Raw genomic sequence first — 16,554 nt, forward strand, 5'->3', positions numbered from 1 at the left:
CAAGAAGCTCTGACGGTTTGCCGGCAGGGGTCTTCCGGGTTTCTTCATGAGAAAGCTGACGGACAATGTTCGGGTTTTGGGATCAGCCTTCTCTGCAAATGGCTTTGGCCTGTTTAAGCGTATATAAAAGCACCTGTCAGTATAAATTTGTTTGTAAACCTTATTATCCATATGCTATAATATTTCGCAGGTGTCATAGAAATTTTGGGAGGCTTGAAAGGGGATACATGCTGACCCCCAAGGCTCTTTAATTAGAGAAGGAGTTGATTGGATGGCAAACAAAAGGGATTATTATGAAGTCCTTGGTGTTGAAAGAGGTGCCTCCGATGCTGATATAAAAAAAGCGTACAGAAAGCTGGCAAAGCAGTACCACCCCGATATGAATCCAGGCGATAAGGCCGCCGAGGCGAAGTTTAAGGAGGCCAATGAGGCTTATGAAATCCTAAGTGATTCCCAGAAGAGGGCGCAGTACGACCAGTTTGGGCACGCAGGAACTGATCCCAACGGCTTTGGGGGAGGCTTCAGTTCCGATTTTGATTTCGGGGGCATCGGAGATATTTTTGAGTCCTTTTTCGGAGGTGCAGGCTTTGGAGGAAGGTCTGCAAGGAGCAAGGGAGGCCCTCAGAAGGGTGCTGATCTTAAATATGCAATGGAAATTGCTTTTGAGGAGGCGGCCTTCGGAGTGGAAAGGGAAATAAGCATAAACAGAATGGAGAACTGCGGTACATGCTCAGGCTCAGGCTCAAAGCCCGGATCAACAAGCTCAACCTGCAAGCACTGTAACGGCACCGGGCAGGTACAATATAAGCAGAGTACACCCTTTGGGCAGTTTGTAAACGTTAAAACCTGTGACGTTTGTCATGGAGAGGGTAAAATAATTACAGACCCTTGTCCTAAATGCAACGGAAAGGGACGTATAAGAAAAAGCGTAAAAATAAAAATAAATGTACCGGCGGGGATTGATGACGGACAGACAATATCCTTAAGAGGAGAGGGAGAGCCCGGAACAAAGGGAGGGCCGTCGGGAGACCTGTTTATAACAATGAGAGTAAAGCCTCACGCACTGTTTCAGAGGCAGGGCAATGATGTTGTGTGTGAAATGCCCATAACCTTTGTGCAGGCTGTTTTGGGTTGTGAGCTTGAGGTTCCCACTCTGGACGGCAAGGTGAAATACTCCATACCCGAGGGTACGCAGACCGGATCGGTATTCAGGCTTAAGACAAAGGGGATACCCTTCTTAAGAGGAAACGGCAGGGGAGATCAATATGTTAAGGTGAATGTTGAGGTACCCAAAAAGCTGAATGAAAAGCAAAAGTCCCTTTTAAAGGAGTTTGCGGAATTAAGCGGTGATGATTGCCATGAGCAGAGGAAAAGCTTTTTTGACAAAATGAAAAACGCATTGGGAATGTAGCTGTGGAAGCTTACTATTGCTAAAGCTGAAAGGAGCAGGGCGTGAAGTGGCATGAAATTAAAATAACGACTACAGACGAGGCTTCGGATGCCGTATCGGAAATGCTTACCTCTATAGGTGCGGGTGGTGTGGCAATAGAAGACCCCAATGATATAAGAAGGGAAGTTTTAAGGTCCGATTCTCTCGATTATGCCGATGAGGAGTTTTTAAGCAGCCTTGGGAACGATGTTATTATTAAGGCTTATTTTCAGGGGGATATTAATATTACCGAGCTGGAGCAGCTTGTTAAGGAGAAAATAAGGTTTATTTCAAACTTTCTGAACACCGGGCACGGCTACAGCGGTTATACCGAGGTCGATGATGAGGACTGGTCCACGGCATGGAAAAAATACTATAAGCCGATACACATCTCAAAAGGCATAGTGATTAAGCCTTCATGGGAAGACTATAACATGAAGGACGGAGAGATTGTAATAGAGCTTGATCCCGGTATGGCCTTCGGTACAGGCACACATGAGACAACTGCAATGTGCGCCGGGCTGCTCCAAAAGTATTTGAAGCAAGGGGACGAGGTTATAGATGTGGGCTGCGGCACGGGAATACTGTCTATAATTGCAGCCAAGCTGGGAGCGAATCATATAACGGCGGTGGATATTGATGAGGTTGCCATAAGGGTTACCAGGGAGAACTGTATAATTAACAGCGTTCACGACAGGGTACATGCCTTAAGAGGCGTTTTGGATGAGGTTCCTGCACAGAAGGCCGATATAGTGGCCGCAAATATTATTGCCAATATCATAATTGACATTTCAAAAATTATGCCGTATTATTTAAAAGCAGGTGGATATTTTATAGCCTCCGGTATCATAAAGGAGAGAAGCCGGGAGGTTATGGAGGCCTGCGAAGCCGAGGGATTTTCCTGCATAGAGCGGCTGGAATCAGGCGAATGGGTGGCGATGGTGTTCAAATGCCTAAGTTCTTTATAAGCAAAGAGGATATTTGCAATAATGCAGTTACAATAAAGGGTGAGGACGTAAGCCACATTAAGCGTGTTTTGAGGCTTAAGTGCGGCGATACCCTTCAGGTATGCGACGGCGCGGGTACTGATTACACCGTGCGGGTTGAAAATTTCGAAAAGGATTGTATAATTGCAGGAATTATAAGCTCAGAGAGAAATAATGCTGAACCGCCTATAGATATTGTTTTATTTCAGGGAATTCCCAAGTCGGATAAAATGGATTTCATTATCCAGAAAAGTGTTGAGTTGGGTGTTAAAAGCATTATTCCGGTATCTACCGATAGAACGGTGGTTAAAATAGCCAATGAAAAGGATGCCGGAGTCAAGACTGCCAGATGGCAGAAAATTGCACTGGAGGCATCAAAGCAGTGCAACAGGGGCACAATTCCGCATATAGGTGTGCCCGTGAGCTTTGAGGATGCTTTAAGGCAGGCTTCGGACACTGCCGAATTGTGCATCATACCGTATGAGAAGGAAACCGGGAGCTTTTTAAAGCCGATTATTAAAGGATCTAAAACCAAAAGAATAGCTGTTTTTGTGGGCCCGGAGGGTGGATTTACGGAAAATGAGGTGCGTAGATCGCAGGACTTTAATATAAGGCCCATAACATTAGGCCCCAGAATTTTGAGGACAGAGACTGCAGGGATAGCTGTAATATCAATACTAATGTATGAATTGGGAGATTTAGGAAATGAGTAACCTCAAATTTGTTGTAGTAGATGATGCCATATTTATGAGGACGTTATTAAAGAGGATGATTGAGGAAGAAGAAGGGTATACTGTTGTAGGTGAGGCCGGAGACGGACATGAGGCAATTCATCAGGCACAGCTTAAGAAGCCTGATGTTATGACTCTTGATATAACCATGCCCGATATGGATGGAATAGCCGCCATAAAGGAGATATTAAAGGTCAGTCCTCACACTAAAATTATTATGGTTTCGGCTATGGGGCAGCAGGCGATGGTCATTGAGGCTATAAAGCTGGGCGCCAGAGATTTTGTAGTAAAGCCTTTCGATAAATCCAGGGTTTTTGCGGCCATTCAAAATGTCATTTCTTCGTAGGGCGCGGTTTTGGGAATACAATGTATTCTTTTTTTATTTCAGAGTTTATGTGGCAAGGCATATTTAAAATAAAAGCTCAGGAAATAAACCTTAAAAAAACGGAGCAAATGGAAGAAAACCGGAAAAAACACCTGAAAATCATAAAAAAATTATGATTATAACAAAATAAAGTTTAATTTATTAAAAGTTATGTTATAATAGTATAAAATCCAAAAAGAGGATGATAATAGGTTATGATTAGGAGTATGACAGGCTTTGGCAGAGGTGAAAGCCAGAATGACGGGAAAGAGTTTTTCGTTGAGATAAAAACCGTAAATCACAGGTACAGTGATGTTTTTATAAAAATGCCGCGGCATATATCCTTCCTTGAGGATAAGGTGAGGGATGTGGTGAGCAGGAGCATATCCAGAGGGAAGGCCGATGTATATATATCATATGAGGATTTGGGGGATAATGCCAAAACCGTAGTGTTTGATAAAGCTCTGTCTAAGGCTTATATAGATGCCCTTAAGTCTCTTAGGGATAGCAGCGGGCTTAATGATGATATATCTGTTTCGCTTATAGCTCGTTTCCCGGATGTTCTGAGGGTTGAAAAGCCGGAAGAGGATGCAGATAAGCTATGGGAGATGCTTAGTGAGGCTGTTAAAAATGCTTTAAACGCGTTGGTTTCCATGAGGGAAAAGGAGGGGCAGCAGCTCCAAAAAAGCCTTATGGAAAAGACGGAGTATATAGAAGAGCTTTTAAAGAAAATAGCTCTGCGGGCACCCAATGTTGTAACGGAGTATAAGCAAAAATTAGAAGCAAGGATAAAAGAGCTCTTGGATCAGCAGACTGTGGATGAAAGCAGAATAGCTGTGGAGATTGCTCTGTTTGCTGACAGATGCAGTATTGATGAAGAGATAGTGCGCCTTGGAAGTCACATAGGCCAGCTTAGGGAAGCCTTGGATATGAAGCAGCCGGTTGGAAGAAAGCTTGATTTTATTATGCAGGAAATGAACAGAGAGGTAAATACCATAGGCTCTAAGGCCAATGACCTTACAATAACAAGGCATGTTGTTGATATTAAGAGTGAGCTGGAAAAAATTCGTGAACAGGTCCAGAATATAGAATAGCACAATATAAAAATTAGAAATCGGGAGGTAAGTTAATGAAACTTATAAACATAGGCTTCGGAAATATTGTGTCGGCAAACAGGCTTGTGGCTATAGTAAGTCCTGAATCGGCTCCTATAAAGAGAATAATACAGGAGGCCAGGGACAGGGGAATGCTTATAGATGCTACATATGGCAGAAGGACCAGAGCCGTTATAATTACCGACAGCGACCACATAATACTTTCCGCTGTTCAGCCTGAAACAGTTGCACACAGGCTCAATGTTAAGGATGTGGATACAGACGCAGATGCGGATTCAGAAGAGGCGGATGAATAGAGGGGCTGAGATGTCACATAAAGGCTTGCTGGTTATCCTTTGCGGTCCGTCGGGAGTTGGCAAGGGAACCATATTAAATAAAGCAATGCATAAAAACAAAAATATAAGGTTATCCGTTTCTGCAACCACCAGGAGTCCAAGAAGCGGCGAGGAGGAAGCCGTCAATTATTATTTTAAATCCATTCGCGATTTTAAAAAAATGATAGAAAAAGATGAATTGGTTGAATGGGTGGAGTATTGCGGAAATTACTATGGTACGCCTAAAAGGCATATTGAGGATTTGCTGGGCCAGGGATATGACGTTGTACTGGAAATAGAAGTAGAGGGAGCTGCCAGGATAAAAAATAAGTACCCCGAGGTAGTATCGGTGTTTGTTCTGCCTCCTACCTTTGAGGAATTGAGAACAAGACTTGCAGGCAGAGGGACTGAGGATTCCGAGGTTATTGAGAAGCGCATTGAAAGGGCCAGACAGGAAATAGAGCATGCCGATAAATATGATTATATAATTATTAATGACGATATTGACGAGGCTGCGGATAAACTAAACTGCATTTTGCAGGCAGAGAAGCTCACGGTAGAAAGAAACAAGCATATACTAGAAGAAATAGGTTTTTAGGAGGTTATTTTAATGATTGAACCGCCAATTAATTCATTGATGACTAAGGTTGACAGCAGATATACTCTGGTGGTAGCTGCCGCAAAAAGAGCCCGCCAGCTTGCTGACGGGGCCCATAAGCTTACCAAATGCAATTCCGATAAGCCTGTTACAATTGCGATTAATGAGATTAATGAAGATAAAATTACGTATGTACGTACCAAAAGCGGAATAAAATAAAATCCGTCAGTGGACTGGGATTTTTGCACAACAGCAATGGGCAACAGGCGATTAGTAATCAAGTTATTAATTGTCCGTTGTCCATTGTTAATTGGTATTTTTACGGGAGAGGATTTATGCTTAAAGGTAAAACGGTTGTTGTAGGTGTGTGCGGAGGAATAGCGGCATACAAGGTTGTTGAGGTGATAAGCAGGCTGAGAAAGCTGGGGGCGGAGGTGCATGTCATTATGACTAAGAGCGCCGAAAGCTTTGTTGCTCCTCTAACCTTTCAGTCGCTGTCTAATAATTATGTTGTCAGGGACATGTTTTCAGAGCCTAAAAGCTGGGAGGTTGAGCATATTTCTCTTGCCAGAAGGGCGGATTTGATTGTTATTGCTCCCGCTACGGCAAACGTTATAGGAAAGGTGTCGGGAGGAATTGCCGATGACATGCTTACAACAACCATAATGGCTGCGCAGGTGCCGGTGCTTTTTGTTCCTGCCATGAACCAAGCCATGTATGCTAACCCCATATTAAAGTCCAATATTTCAAAGCTTGCGGCACTGGGGTACATGTTTATGGAGCCCGGAACCGGGTCCATGGCGGCTGAAGGTGAGCACGGCAAGGGGAGACTTCCCGAGCCCCGGCACATAGTAGAAAGGCTTGTGGACATTCTGCTTCGGGACAGGGACATGAAGGACATTAAGGTGCTGATAACAGCAGGCCCTACACGCGAAGCTATTGATCCTGTCAGGTACATCTCTAACCACTCGTCGGGTAAAATGGGCTATTCGCTTGCAGAGGCCGCATTAAAAAGGGGCGCCGAGGTAACACTTGTTTCGGGGCCGGTGAGCATACCTTGCCCTGGCGGTGCAGAGCTTATAAGCGTTGTTTCGGCACAGCAAATGCACAGTGAGGTGATGAAGGCGTATGCCCGCTTCGACATGCTTATAATGGTGGCGGCGGTTGCTGACTACAGATGTGCAGAAATATCTCCTGATAAGATAAAGAAAAACGGTGATGATATGACGGTAAGGCTTGTAAAAAACCCCGACATAGCAAGGGAGCTTGGAGAGGTAAAGGGTGAAAGGCTGCTCGTGGGCTTCAGTGCCGAGACGGAGAATCTGCTTTCCAATGCCAAAGCTAAGCTTGAGGCAAAGAATATGGACATGATAGCTGCAAACGATGTGTCTGCCGAGGGTGCGGGATTTGATTCAGATACCAACATAGTAAAGCTTGTAAAAAGGGATGGATGCTTGATTGAATTGCCTAAAATGAGTAAAAGGGACGTTTCTCATAAAATACTTGATGAGGCTGTTATGTTATTTAAAAAAGAAATTAAAGAATAAATATAAAACGTAAACGAGGAGGACATTACTGATGGCGGTGGAGAAAACAATGGAAAAGATAGTGGCTCTGGCGAAAAATAGAGGGTTTGTGTACCCGGGATCGGATATATATGGAGGTCTTGCTAACGCGTGGGACTACGGCCCGCTGGGGGTAGAGCTGAAAAACAACGTAAAGAGGGCGTGGTGGAAAAAATTCATACAGCAAAGCCCGTATAATGTAGGAGTGGACTGTGCAATACTTATGAACCCTCAGGTATGGGTGGCATCGGGGCATGTGGGAGGCTTTAGCGATCCCCTCATAGATTGCAAGGATTGCAAAACCAGACACAGGGCAGACAAGCTTATAGAGGACTGGAATAACGAAAACCAAACCGAGACGGCTGTTGACGGATGGACAAACGAGCAGCTTACGGCATATATAAAGGAAAAGGGAGTGAAGTGTCCCCAGTGCGGTTCCGCCAATTTCACCGATATAAGAAAGTTTAATCTTATGTTTAAAACCTTTCAGGGTGTTACCGAGGACTCAAAGGCGGAAATATTCTTAAGGCCGGAAACCGCGCAGGGGATTTTTGTGAATTTTAAAAATGTACAGAGAACCTCAAGGAAGAAGATTCCTTTCGGAATAGGGCAGATTGGAAAATCCTTCAGAAACGAAATAACCCCGGGTAATTTCACCTTCAGAACCCGTGAATTTGAGCAAATGGAGCTTGAGTTTTTCTGTGAACCGGGGAAGGATCTTGAGTGGTTTGAGTATTGGAAGGATTTTTGTCATAACTGGCTCCTTGGCTTGGGCATAAGGAAGGAAAGCCTGAAGCTGCGCGATCATGCCAAGGAAGAGCTTTCCCATTACAGTAATGCAACGACAGACATTGAATTTAAGTTTCCGTTTGGATGGGGTGAGCTGTGGGGAATTGCCGACAGGACGGATTTTGATTTAAAGCAGCACATGGAGCACTCTAAGGATGACCTGTCCTATTTTGATCCCGTAACGAATCAAAAATATGTACCATACTGTATAGAGCCTTCTCTTGGAGCGGACAGGGTAACCCTTGCATTTTTATGCGACGCATATGATGAGGAGGAGGTTGCGGAGGGAGATATAAGGACTGTTCTTCACTTCCATCCAGCAATTGCTCCGATAAAAATTGCGGTTCTTCCGCTTTCCAAAAAGCTTGGAGAGGATGCCTATAAGGTATATGAAGACTTGACAAAAAAATATGTGTGTGAGTACGATGAGACGGGAAGCATAGGAAAGAGATACAGAAGGCAGGATGAGACGGGCACGCCTTACTGTGTTACATTTGATTTTGATTCAGTCAGCGATGGAAGTGTAACCATAAGGGACAGGGATTCAATGCAGCAGGTAAGAATAAAAATTGATGATTTGGGCAAATATTTTGAAGAAAGGCTGGAGTTTTAAAGAAAGTCATTAAAAGTATGTATACCCATGATTATGGACAGAATTTATTACTGCTTATTGTGTACTTAAAAAAACAGTGTATTTAAAAATTAATTAATTTGAAAATAATATAATTGTGATATAATTAATAAGGCTGTTAAATGGAATATTATTCCTTGGACTTTTTTGGAGGAGTATAAGATGGAAGATGCGAAGCTGTATGCACTCCCATATATAATTATACAATTATAAAATACATAGGAGGTTTACTTAATGGCGAAGTATGTTTATCTGTTCAGTGAGGGTAACGCTTCAATGAAAAATTTGCTTGGAGGCAAGGGGGCTAATCTGGCCGAGATGACGGGGTTGGGGCTTCCGGTGCCGAGGGGATTTACTGTTACTACCGAGGCTTGTACCAGATATTACAATGACGGAAAAGTGATTGCCGACGAAATAGAGAAAGAAATATCGGAAATGATGGAAAAAACAGAGAACCTGGTGGGAAAGAAGTTCGGAGATCCTAAAAACCCTTTTCTCGTATCGGTGCGTTCCGGCGCAAGGGCTTCAATGCCGGGTATGATGGACACGATATTGAACCTTGGGCTTAACGACACCGTTGTGGAAGGGCTTTCTGAGCTCACAGGCAACGAAAGGTTTGCTTTTGACAGCTACAGGCGGTTTATTCAGATGTTCAGTGATGTTGTTATGGAGGTTGAGAAATCAAAATTTGAGAAAATACTCCATGGTGTAAAAGAAGAGAATGGCGCTAAGTTTGATACTGATCTCACAGCCCTTAATTTAAGGGAGGTAGTTAAAAGATATAAGGAGCTCTTTAAGCAGGAAAAGGGCTTTGATTTTCCTCAGGAGCCTAAGGCTCAGCTTATGGAGGCGGTAAAGGCGGTGTTCCGTTCATGGGATAACCCCAGAGCCATTGTATACAGGAGGCTTAATGATATCCCCGGTGACTGGGGAACGGCGGTCAATGTGCAGGAAATGGTTTATGGAAATATGGGAAATGATTCGGGTACGGGGGTTGCCTTTACCAGAAACCCGTCCACAGGAGAGAAGAAGCTGTATGGAGAGTTTCTGATGAATGCTCAGGGAGAGGACGTTGTTGCTGGAATCAGGACACCCCAGTCAATAGAGCAGCTAAGAGAAATCAATCCCGAGGTATACAACCAGTTTGCAGACATTGCAGAGAAGCTTGAGAAGCATTACAGGGATATGCAGGACATGGAGTTTACCATTGAAAAGGGCAAGCTCTTTATGCTTCAGACCAGAAACGGAAAGAGGACGGCTGCTGCTGCGTTAAAGATAGCGGTTGATCTTGTTGACGAGGGCATGGCGACCAAGCAGGAAGCGATAATGAAGGTGGATCCCAAGCAGTTGGACGCATTGCTGCACCCCAATTTTGAGCCAAAGGCCTTAAAGGCGGCGCAGCCTGTTGCAAAGGGGCTTCCCGCATCGCCCGGAGCTGCCACGGGTAAGGTTTTCTTTGAAGCGGATGATGCTGTGGAGGCATCAAAGGGAGGGGAAGACAAGGTTATACTTGTAAGGCTTGAGACCTCGCCCGAGGACATAGAGGGAATGCACGTATCGCAGGGCATACTGACAGGACGCGGAGGTATGACCTCTCACGCGGCTGTGGTTGCAAGGGGCATGGGCACGTGCTGTGTGGCCGGATGCGGGGATATAAAAATAAATGAGGAAGAAAAATATTTTACTGATAAAAACGGCAAAAAATATGCAGAAGGGGATTGGATTTCGTTAGACGGCTCAACAGGAAATGTATATGGGGAAAGGCTTCCCACGGTAGAGCCCGAGATGACGGGAGACTTTTCCACTCTTATGCAGTGGGCCGACGAGATGAGAACACTCAAAATAAGGACTAACGCCGATACGCCCAAGGATGCTGCTCAGGCAATGAGCTTTGGTGCGGAGGGTATAGGCCTGTGCCGTACAGAGCATATGTTTTTTGAGCCTGACAGGCTTCCCGCAATGCGTGAGATGATTGTTGCCAGAACGGAGCAGCAGAGGGTAAAAGCACTGGAGAAGCTTCTTCCCATGCAGAGAAGTGACTTTGAGGGACTGTTTACGGAGATGAAGGGATATCCTGTAACCATAAGGTTCTTAGACCCTCCTCTCCATGAATTCCTTCCTCAGGCCGACGAGGATATACAGGCCCTTGCAAAGGAAATGGGACTGGAATACTGTGAATTGAAGAGCATAGTTTGTGATTTGCATGAGTTCAACCCCATGATGGGGCACAGGGGCTGCCGCCTTGCGGTGACATATCCTGAAATAGCTGAAATGCAGACAAGGGCGGTTATAGAGGCTGCCATTAATGTAAACAAAAAAGGCATGAGCGTAATACCTGAGATAATGATTCCTCTAGTGGGAGAAACCAAGGAGCTCAAGTATGTAAAGGACGTTGTTGTGAAGACGGCGGACAGCATTATAGAGAAAGCGGGAGTTCAGCTTCAGTATAAGGTAGGAACAATGATAGAGATTCCGAGGGCTGCCATAACTTCAGATGAGATAGCAAAGGAAGCGGAATTTTTCTCATTCGGCACAAACGACCTCACTCAGATGACCTTCGGTTTCAGCCGTGATGATGCGGGGCGTTTCCTTGACGAGTATTACAATAAGAAAATCTATGAGTCGGATCCGTTTGCAAGACTTGACCAGACAGGAGTCGGGAAGCTTATAAAGATTGCTTCGGAGCTGGGAAAACAGACGAGGCCGGACATCAAGCTGGGAATTTGCGGAGAGCATGGAGGCGACCCCTCTTCAATTGAGTTCTGCCACAATCTTGGATTGAACTATGTATCCTGCTCACCGTTCCGCGTGCCCATAGCAAGGCTGGCAGCGGCACAAGCAGCCGTAGGCGGCGGGGCAATGGGACAGAAATAAGAATGAGCATGGAGAGAAAGCTCTGTGTCATCAAGGTTTGAGATAAATTCACAAGTATAATAAATAGGGTGCTGACAAGCGGATTTTTTGCTGTTAGCACCCTGCTTTTTGATAAAAAATGTATTGAATATGCATATAAAATGTGATACAATGCATGTGATAATACAGGAGGTGAGCAATATGGCTAAATCGGAAACATTGCACATTCGAGTTGAACCTGCCGTAAAAGCTGGTGTTGAAGCTACGCTTAAAACATTAGGTCTTTCGACTACAGAAGCTATCAATATATTTCTTCATCAGGTCATTCTCGCTGGAGGGTTGCCCTTTGAGGTTAAAAACCCTCAGTATAACGTCGAAACGCTTGCGGCTATTCAGGAAGCCCGTGATATCATAACTGGAAAAGCTCCGGCAAAGAGTTATAATAGCGTAGCGGAGTTGATGGAGGACTTGAACAACGATGATGAAGATTAACAGAACCTCTCGTTTCAAGAAAGAATACAGGCAGATGATGAAGCGGGGGTATGATGCAAAGCTGTTTGAGTTCATTATTGGTGAAATTGTCAATGGACGGCCTTTGGCAGAAAAATATAACGACCACGCATTGAAAGGTAATTTTGATGGGTTTAGGGAGTGTCATATACAATCAGATTGGCTACTAATTTATATTATCGAAAGTGATATATTGACGCTTACCCTTACCCGAACAGGCACTCATGCGGATTTATTTAAAAAATAAGAATATTTGAAGGATTTGGATAATTGTTGCTTCAATATACTATTTGATAATCAGCTACAGCTGAATTTATCAGTGAGATGGAGGGATAGCTCATGAAAACAGATACAATTATAAAAGTTGAAGGAATGAATGCGTTAATTGCCAAATTAGGTTACGTAGATGCTGAACGCTTTATTATGCTTATGAATAAGGAGCCTTTTGATTATACAAAATGGCGTGATGAGAACTTGAATATTGATCTAAGTGTTCGTGAGTTAAGTAAGCTGGCAATGGAGGCAGTTTTCAGGCAGCCGTAGGCGGCGGGGGCAATGGCGCAAAAGTAAGAATGAGCATGGAGAGAAAGCTCTGTGTCATCAAGGTTTGAGATAAATTCACAAGTATAATAAATAGGGTGCTGACAAGCGGGTTTTTTGTTGTCAGCACCCTGATTTTTGATTGATTTTTTTAACAAAGCAGCATATACTATAAATGTAAGGAAATCATTGAATTCTTGGAAGGCGGTTATATATTATGGAGTTAGCGAAAATTACATCAAAGGGACAGATAACAATACCTATTCAAATTAGGAAAATGCTGAATCTTAAAGATGGAGACAAAGTTGTTTTTATGACTGACGGCGGCAAGGTTATTATGGAGAACCCAACAAGACTTGCAATAAAAGAAGCACAGGAAGCATTTGAGGGATTAGCAGAAGAATTGAGTCTAAAATCTGAACATGATGTTGTCAATCTTGTTAAAGAAGTAAGAAAAGAGTTGTGGGAGAAGAAATATGCGGATAATGATTGACACGAATGTTCTTTTATCGGCTCTTGTATTTAAAAGTGCGAAAATGGCAGATTTGATTGAGTATATCGCAGACAAACACACGTTAGTCCTATGTTCGTATGTAATTGAAGAAGCCAATGCCGTTATTACTAGAAAATCGTCAACATATAAAGCTGTGCTAGATGCCTTTTTATTAAAAATGCCATTTGAAATGGCATATACTCCTACGGAGATGTCAACGGCACCAAAAATAAGAGATGAAAAGGATAAGCCGGTGCTTCTTTCTGCGATTACTGCTGATGTGGATGTCCTGATAACAGGAGATAAGGATTTTACCGGGATAGATATAGACCGTCCTGAAATACTTACACCGACGGAATTCTTGGATAGATATTAGTTTTACTATTCGTACAGGAGTAGATAGTGGCGGGGTAATGGCGCAAAAGTAATATAAATGGCGTGAAAGGCTTTGTATAATCAAGATTTTTAGGTGATTTTGAAAGTATAATAAATAGGGTGTTGGCACATGAAGTTATTGATGCCGGCACCTTATTTTTTCAGCTCTGACAAGTAAATAATTTTTCGATATTTTTCGATAAAACAATTACCAAAACTTCAAATAAATGATATAATAGTGTTAAAAAAGAACTAATATTAAGGGATTTGGAAAATGCAAAAGTATTATTTTAGGAGGAGTATATTAATGAAAAAAATCAACCGCCTTATCGCCGGAACTTTGACTGTGGCGTTTATCTCATTATTTCTCCCATTTGTTCAAAATGGGAATCAAGTGCTGGCTCTGGACAACAATCTGGGATTGACCCCTCCCATGGGATGGAACAGCTGGAACATCTTTGGAGGCAACATCGATGAGGATAAGATCAAGCAGATTGCAGATGCAATGGTTACAACAGGAATGAAGGATGCAGGCTATGAGTATGTTAATCTTGATGACAATTGGATGGCAAACCCTGCCCGTGATGCTGACGGAAATCTTATTCCGGATCCCAAGCGTTTTCCTAGCGGTATGAAAGCTTTGGCAGATTATGTTCATTCAAAAGGATTAAAATTTGGAATTTATGGTGACAGAGGAAAAACCACTTGCTGCAATATTCCACAGAGCGGAAGCGAGGGGTATGAGGAACGGGATGCACAAACTTTTGCCGACTGGGGAGTAGATTATTTAAAATATGATAACTGTGCTTCAGACAATAATCTGCAGGCAGGCTACGAAAAAATGCAGAAGGCTCTTTTGAAAACAGGAAGACCTATTTTCTACAGCATATGCTGCTGGTATTTTGTGGGTCCATGGATGGTAGATTGCGGTAATTCCTGGAGAACAACGGGAGATATTAGTGATAACTGGGGAAGCATTATAAAGAATATTGACGAAAACTCCAAGTCAGCAGCCTATGCAGGTCCGGGCCATTGGAATGATCCGGATATGTTGGAGGTTGGCAATGGTCAAATGACAGATACAGAATACAAATCGCATTTCAGCATGTGGTGCATTATGGCAGCTCCCCTTATCGCTGGAAATGATCTTAGGAATATGACTCCTGCTACCAAGGAAATTCTTACTAACAGAGAAGTCATTGCTATTGATCAGGACCCTGCAGGAATCCAAGGCACTAAGGTAAGTGCTTCGGGAGACCTTGAAGTGTGGTGCAAACCTCTGGGAACAGATGGAACTACCAAGGCAGTTATCCTTTTTAATCGAGGAGGCACTTCGGCAGATATCACAGTCAATTGGAAGGATATAAAGCTTGCTGAGGGTTCTGCCGCTGTTCGTGATCTTTGGGAGCATAAGGATTGCGGCACGTTCGATACCGGGTATACGGCCAATGTACCCTCCCATGGCGTGGTGGTTTTAAAGGTTAAAGAAAGCTCTGCCAATACAGATATAATATATGGTGATGTTGATGGAAGTAACACGGTAAATACAATAGATTATTCATTAGTGAAACAGTATTTGCTTGAACAGATTACCGATTTCCCCGCTCCAAACGGTAAACTGGCTGCTGATGTCGATGGAGACGGCAGAATAACAACACTGGATTTTTCTTTAATAAAGCAATATTTGTTGGGTATTATTGACGAATTTCCTGTCCAAAAATAATTAAAGCAGAGCCGTTGCTCTTGCCTTGGCTCGGGCTTTAAAGGTGGGAATTGATGAAAGCAGAAAAACGAAATCATACTTTAATGAATAGAATAATTAAATATTTTCTAATAGTGATTTTTTGTATGGTATTATTGAATGCATATTCAACCTTTAGATTCAAATCCTTCTACGGAAATTTTTATACAATGCTGACAAGGCTGGTGGATATTTATTCTATATCATTTAAGATAGATAATATGTGCAAGGATATAGATAATTATGCGCATAGCGGTGCTGCGAATTATTTAACTGACTATAAAACAGAGTCTGATTCTATTTTGGATTTATGCAGTCGGTTAAAAAATGAAACTTATGGAGAGGAGCATTATAAATTCTCAGATATTTATAACATGATCTTATCCTTTGATGAAAAAAGTAAAGTTATTATTTCAGATAGTGATAAGCATGTTCAACTGATTTATATAAACGAATCGGTATCGGAATTAACGAGGCTCAAGGGATACATTGACGATGAAGTCAAGAATGTGTTGCTGGGGCAATTTGGTGCTGTAATGGCATACTATAGAAACTTTATAAACGATATCGGAAGCCAGCAGAATGTAATCTATGTCTTAACGGCATTGATAACTGTGATATGCATAATTATTGCCGTTCGATTTTCAAGGGAAATTTCGCAGCCTATTCACCAGCTGGTGCTAAGTCTTGCAAAAGTTGCAAAGGGAGAGTTTGAAGTCGAAAAAATCAACATTAAAACAGACGATGAGATAGATGTTTTAATAGAATCCTTTGTTCTTATGACAGCTAAAATAAAAGGGTTAATTGAAGAAATAAAAGCTAAAGCGGATATAGAAAAAGAATTATCAGAAGAGCAGATAAAAAATTTGGAAATGTCCAATCTTCTAAACCAAGCAGAGCTAAAATTTTTACAGTCGCAAATCAATCCTCATTTTCTTTATAATACTTTAAACAGCATCTCTGCCTGGGCTCTTATAGAAGGTGCGGAGCAAACCATGAAAATGATAGGCTGCATTTCTGAAATTTTGAAATATTACCTCAAAAAGATAAACGAAAATGTTACATTGAATGAAGAATTCAAGATTATTGAAAACTACGTATATCTTCAAAAAGCACGTTTTGGGGACAGGATAAAATTTGAATTACACTATGATGAAGGCGTAATGGGTCATTGTGTTCCCAGCATGATACTCCAGCCATTTGTTGAGAATGCAATAATACACGGACTTGAGCCTTTAGAGGAAAAAGGGAGGCTTAATGTAAGGATCATTGATATGGAAAGTGACATATTAATGAAGGTTGAAGACAATGGTATTGGTATAAAAGAGGAAATCCTCAGTCAGTTTTTTGAAAAAGAAAAATCCATGCCTTCCCCTTCTGAAAGAGGAATCGGCGTCGTGAACGTAATTAGAAGGCTAGAGCTTAAATACGGCAGGAATGTTGTTGAAATTAAGAGCAGCAAGGATAAAGGGACTGAAGTTAACATACGGCTTCCTAAGATGATTTAGAGGTTAAGCATC

Annotated in this window: 18 protein-coding genes; all 18 read left to right on the plus strand. The window is 42.6% G+C overall.

The features are described from left to right. Positions 1 to 271: 271 nt before the first annotated feature. The 18 genes from dnaJ to DFR58_RS07215 all read left to right on the plus strand — a co-directional run bounded on the left by dnaJ (position 272) and on the right by DFR58_RS07215 (position 16,542). Positions 272 to 1,411 carry a molecular chaperone DnaJ gene (gene dnaJ / locus DFR58_RS07130; protein WP_114297122.1) on the plus strand — a complete coding sequence of 380 codons (1,140 nt, stop codon included), beginning with the start codon at positions 272 to 274 and terminating at the stop codon, positions 1,409 to 1,411. A 41-nt stretch (positions 1,412 to 1,452) separates the two neighbouring features. After that, positions 1,453 to 2,397 (plus strand): 50S ribosomal protein L11 methyltransferase, encoded by a 945-nt coding sequence (gene prmA, locus DFR58_RS07135; RefSeq protein WP_114297123.1) that lies wholly within the window; start codon positions 1,453 to 1,455, stop codon positions 2,395 to 2,397. Then, positions 2,379 to 3,128 (plus strand): 16S rRNA (uracil(1498)-N(3))-methyltransferase, encoded by a 750-nt coding sequence (locus DFR58_RS07140; protein ID WP_114297124.1) that lies wholly within the window; start codon positions 2,379 to 2,381, stop codon positions 3,126 to 3,128. Before prmA ends, DFR58_RS07140 begins: the two co-directional genes overlap by 19 nt. Continuing rightward, positions 3,121 to 3,492, plus strand: a complete 372-nt coding sequence (locus tag DFR58_RS07145; protein WP_114297125.1) for a response regulator — start codon at positions 3,121 to 3,123, stop codon at positions 3,490 to 3,492. The genes DFR58_RS07140 and DFR58_RS07145 overlap by 8 nt, the downstream gene beginning before the upstream one ends. A gap of 233 nt (positions 3,493 to 3,725) precedes the next feature. Continuing rightward, the gene (locus DFR58_RS07150; RefSeq protein ID WP_114297126.1) at positions 3,726 to 4,604 is read left to right on the plus strand and encodes a YicC/YloC family endoribonuclease; all 879 of its coding nucleotides are present in this window, start codon (positions 3,726 to 3,728) and stop codon (positions 4,602 to 4,604) included. A 35-nt stretch (positions 4,605 to 4,639) separates the two neighbouring features. After that, positions 4,640 to 4,921 carry an extracellular matrix/biofilm regulator RemA gene (gene remA, locus DFR58_RS07155; RefSeq protein ID WP_114297127.1) on the plus strand — a complete coding sequence of 94 codons (282 nt, stop codon included), beginning with the start codon at positions 4,640 to 4,642 and terminating at the stop codon, positions 4,919 to 4,921. Further along, positions 4,914 to 5,537 carry a guanylate kinase gene (gmk, locus tag DFR58_RS07160; protein ID WP_242987449.1) on the plus strand — a complete coding sequence of 208 codons (624 nt, stop codon included), beginning with the start codon at positions 4,914 to 4,916 and terminating at the stop codon, positions 5,535 to 5,537. Before remA ends, gmk begins: the two co-directional genes overlap by 8 nt. A gap of 12 nt (positions 5,538 to 5,549) precedes the next feature. Further along, the gene (gene rpoZ, locus DFR58_RS07165; RefSeq protein ID WP_114297128.1) at positions 5,550 to 5,756 is read left to right on the plus strand and encodes a DNA-directed RNA polymerase subunit omega; all 207 of its coding nucleotides are present in this window, start codon (positions 5,550 to 5,552) and stop codon (positions 5,754 to 5,756) included. A gap of 116 nt (positions 5,757 to 5,872) precedes the next feature. Continuing rightward, entirely contained in the window at positions 5,873 to 7,084 is a 1,212-nt protein-coding gene (gene coaBC / locus DFR58_RS07170) for a bifunctional phosphopantothenoylcysteine decarboxylase/phosphopantothenate--cysteine ligase CoaBC (protein WP_114297129.1), read from the plus strand. Between the two features lie 31 nt (positions 7,085 to 7,115). Then, positions 7,116 to 8,504 carry a glycine--tRNA ligase gene (locus tag DFR58_RS07175; RefSeq protein WP_114297130.1) on the plus strand — a complete coding sequence of 463 codons (1,389 nt, stop codon included), beginning with the start codon at positions 7,116 to 7,118 and terminating at the stop codon, positions 8,502 to 8,504. A gap of 252 nt (positions 8,505 to 8,756) precedes the next feature. Then, a complete protein-coding gene (ppdK, locus tag DFR58_RS07180; RefSeq protein ID WP_114297131.1) occupies positions 8,757 to 11,396 on the plus strand; it encodes a pyruvate, phosphate dikinase in 2,640 nt (879 codons plus the stop codon). Positions 11,397 to 11,576: 180 nt separating this feature from the next. Further along, positions 11,577 to 11,867 carry a type II toxin-antitoxin system RelB/DinJ family antitoxin gene (locus DFR58_RS07185; protein WP_114297132.1) on the plus strand — a complete coding sequence of 97 codons (291 nt, stop codon included), beginning with the start codon at positions 11,577 to 11,579 and terminating at the stop codon, positions 11,865 to 11,867. After that, the gene (locus DFR58_RS07190) at positions 11,854 to 12,132 is read left to right on the plus strand and encodes a type II toxin-antitoxin system RelE/ParE family toxin (protein ID WP_114297133.1); all 279 of its coding nucleotides are present in this window, start codon (positions 11,854 to 11,856) and stop codon (positions 12,130 to 12,132) included. The genes DFR58_RS07185 and DFR58_RS07190 overlap by 14 nt, the downstream gene beginning before the upstream one ends. Before the next feature lie 92 nt (positions 12,133 to 12,224). Next, positions 12,225 to 12,428: a hypothetical protein gene (locus tag DFR58_RS07195; RefSeq protein ID WP_114297134.1), complete on the plus strand. Its 204-nt coding sequence runs from the start codon at positions 12,225 to 12,227 to the stop codon at positions 12,426 to 12,428. A 214-nt stretch (positions 12,429 to 12,642) separates the two neighbouring features. Then, positions 12,643 to 12,918: an AbrB/MazE/SpoVT family DNA-binding domain-containing protein gene (locus tag DFR58_RS07200; protein ID WP_114297135.1), complete on the plus strand. Its 276-nt coding sequence runs from the start codon at positions 12,643 to 12,645 to the stop codon at positions 12,916 to 12,918. Further along, positions 12,902 to 13,294, plus strand: coding sequence for a putative toxin-antitoxin system toxin component, PIN family (locus DFR58_RS07205; RefSeq protein WP_114297136.1), 393 nt, complete (start codon positions 12,902 to 12,904; stop codon positions 13,292 to 13,294). The genes DFR58_RS07200 and DFR58_RS07205 overlap by 17 nt, the downstream gene beginning before the upstream one ends. Before the next feature lie 306 nt (positions 13,295 to 13,600). After that, positions 13,601 to 15,016, plus strand: a complete 1,416-nt coding sequence (locus tag DFR58_RS07210) for a dockerin type I domain-containing protein (RefSeq protein WP_114297137.1) — start codon at positions 13,601 to 13,603, stop codon at positions 15,014 to 15,016. Between the two features lie 53 nt (positions 15,017 to 15,069). Continuing rightward, a complete protein-coding gene (locus DFR58_RS07215) occupies positions 15,070 to 16,542 on the plus strand; it encodes a sensor histidine kinase (protein WP_114297138.1) in 1,473 nt (490 codons plus the stop codon). Positions 16,543 to 16,554: the final 12 nt, after the last annotated feature.

It is taken from the genome of Anaerobacterium chartisolvens, assembly GCF_003337415.1.
In the GTDB taxonomy this organism is placed as follows: domain Bacteria; phylum Bacillota; class Clostridia; order Acetivibrionales; family DSM-27016; genus Anaerobacterium; species Anaerobacterium chartisolvens.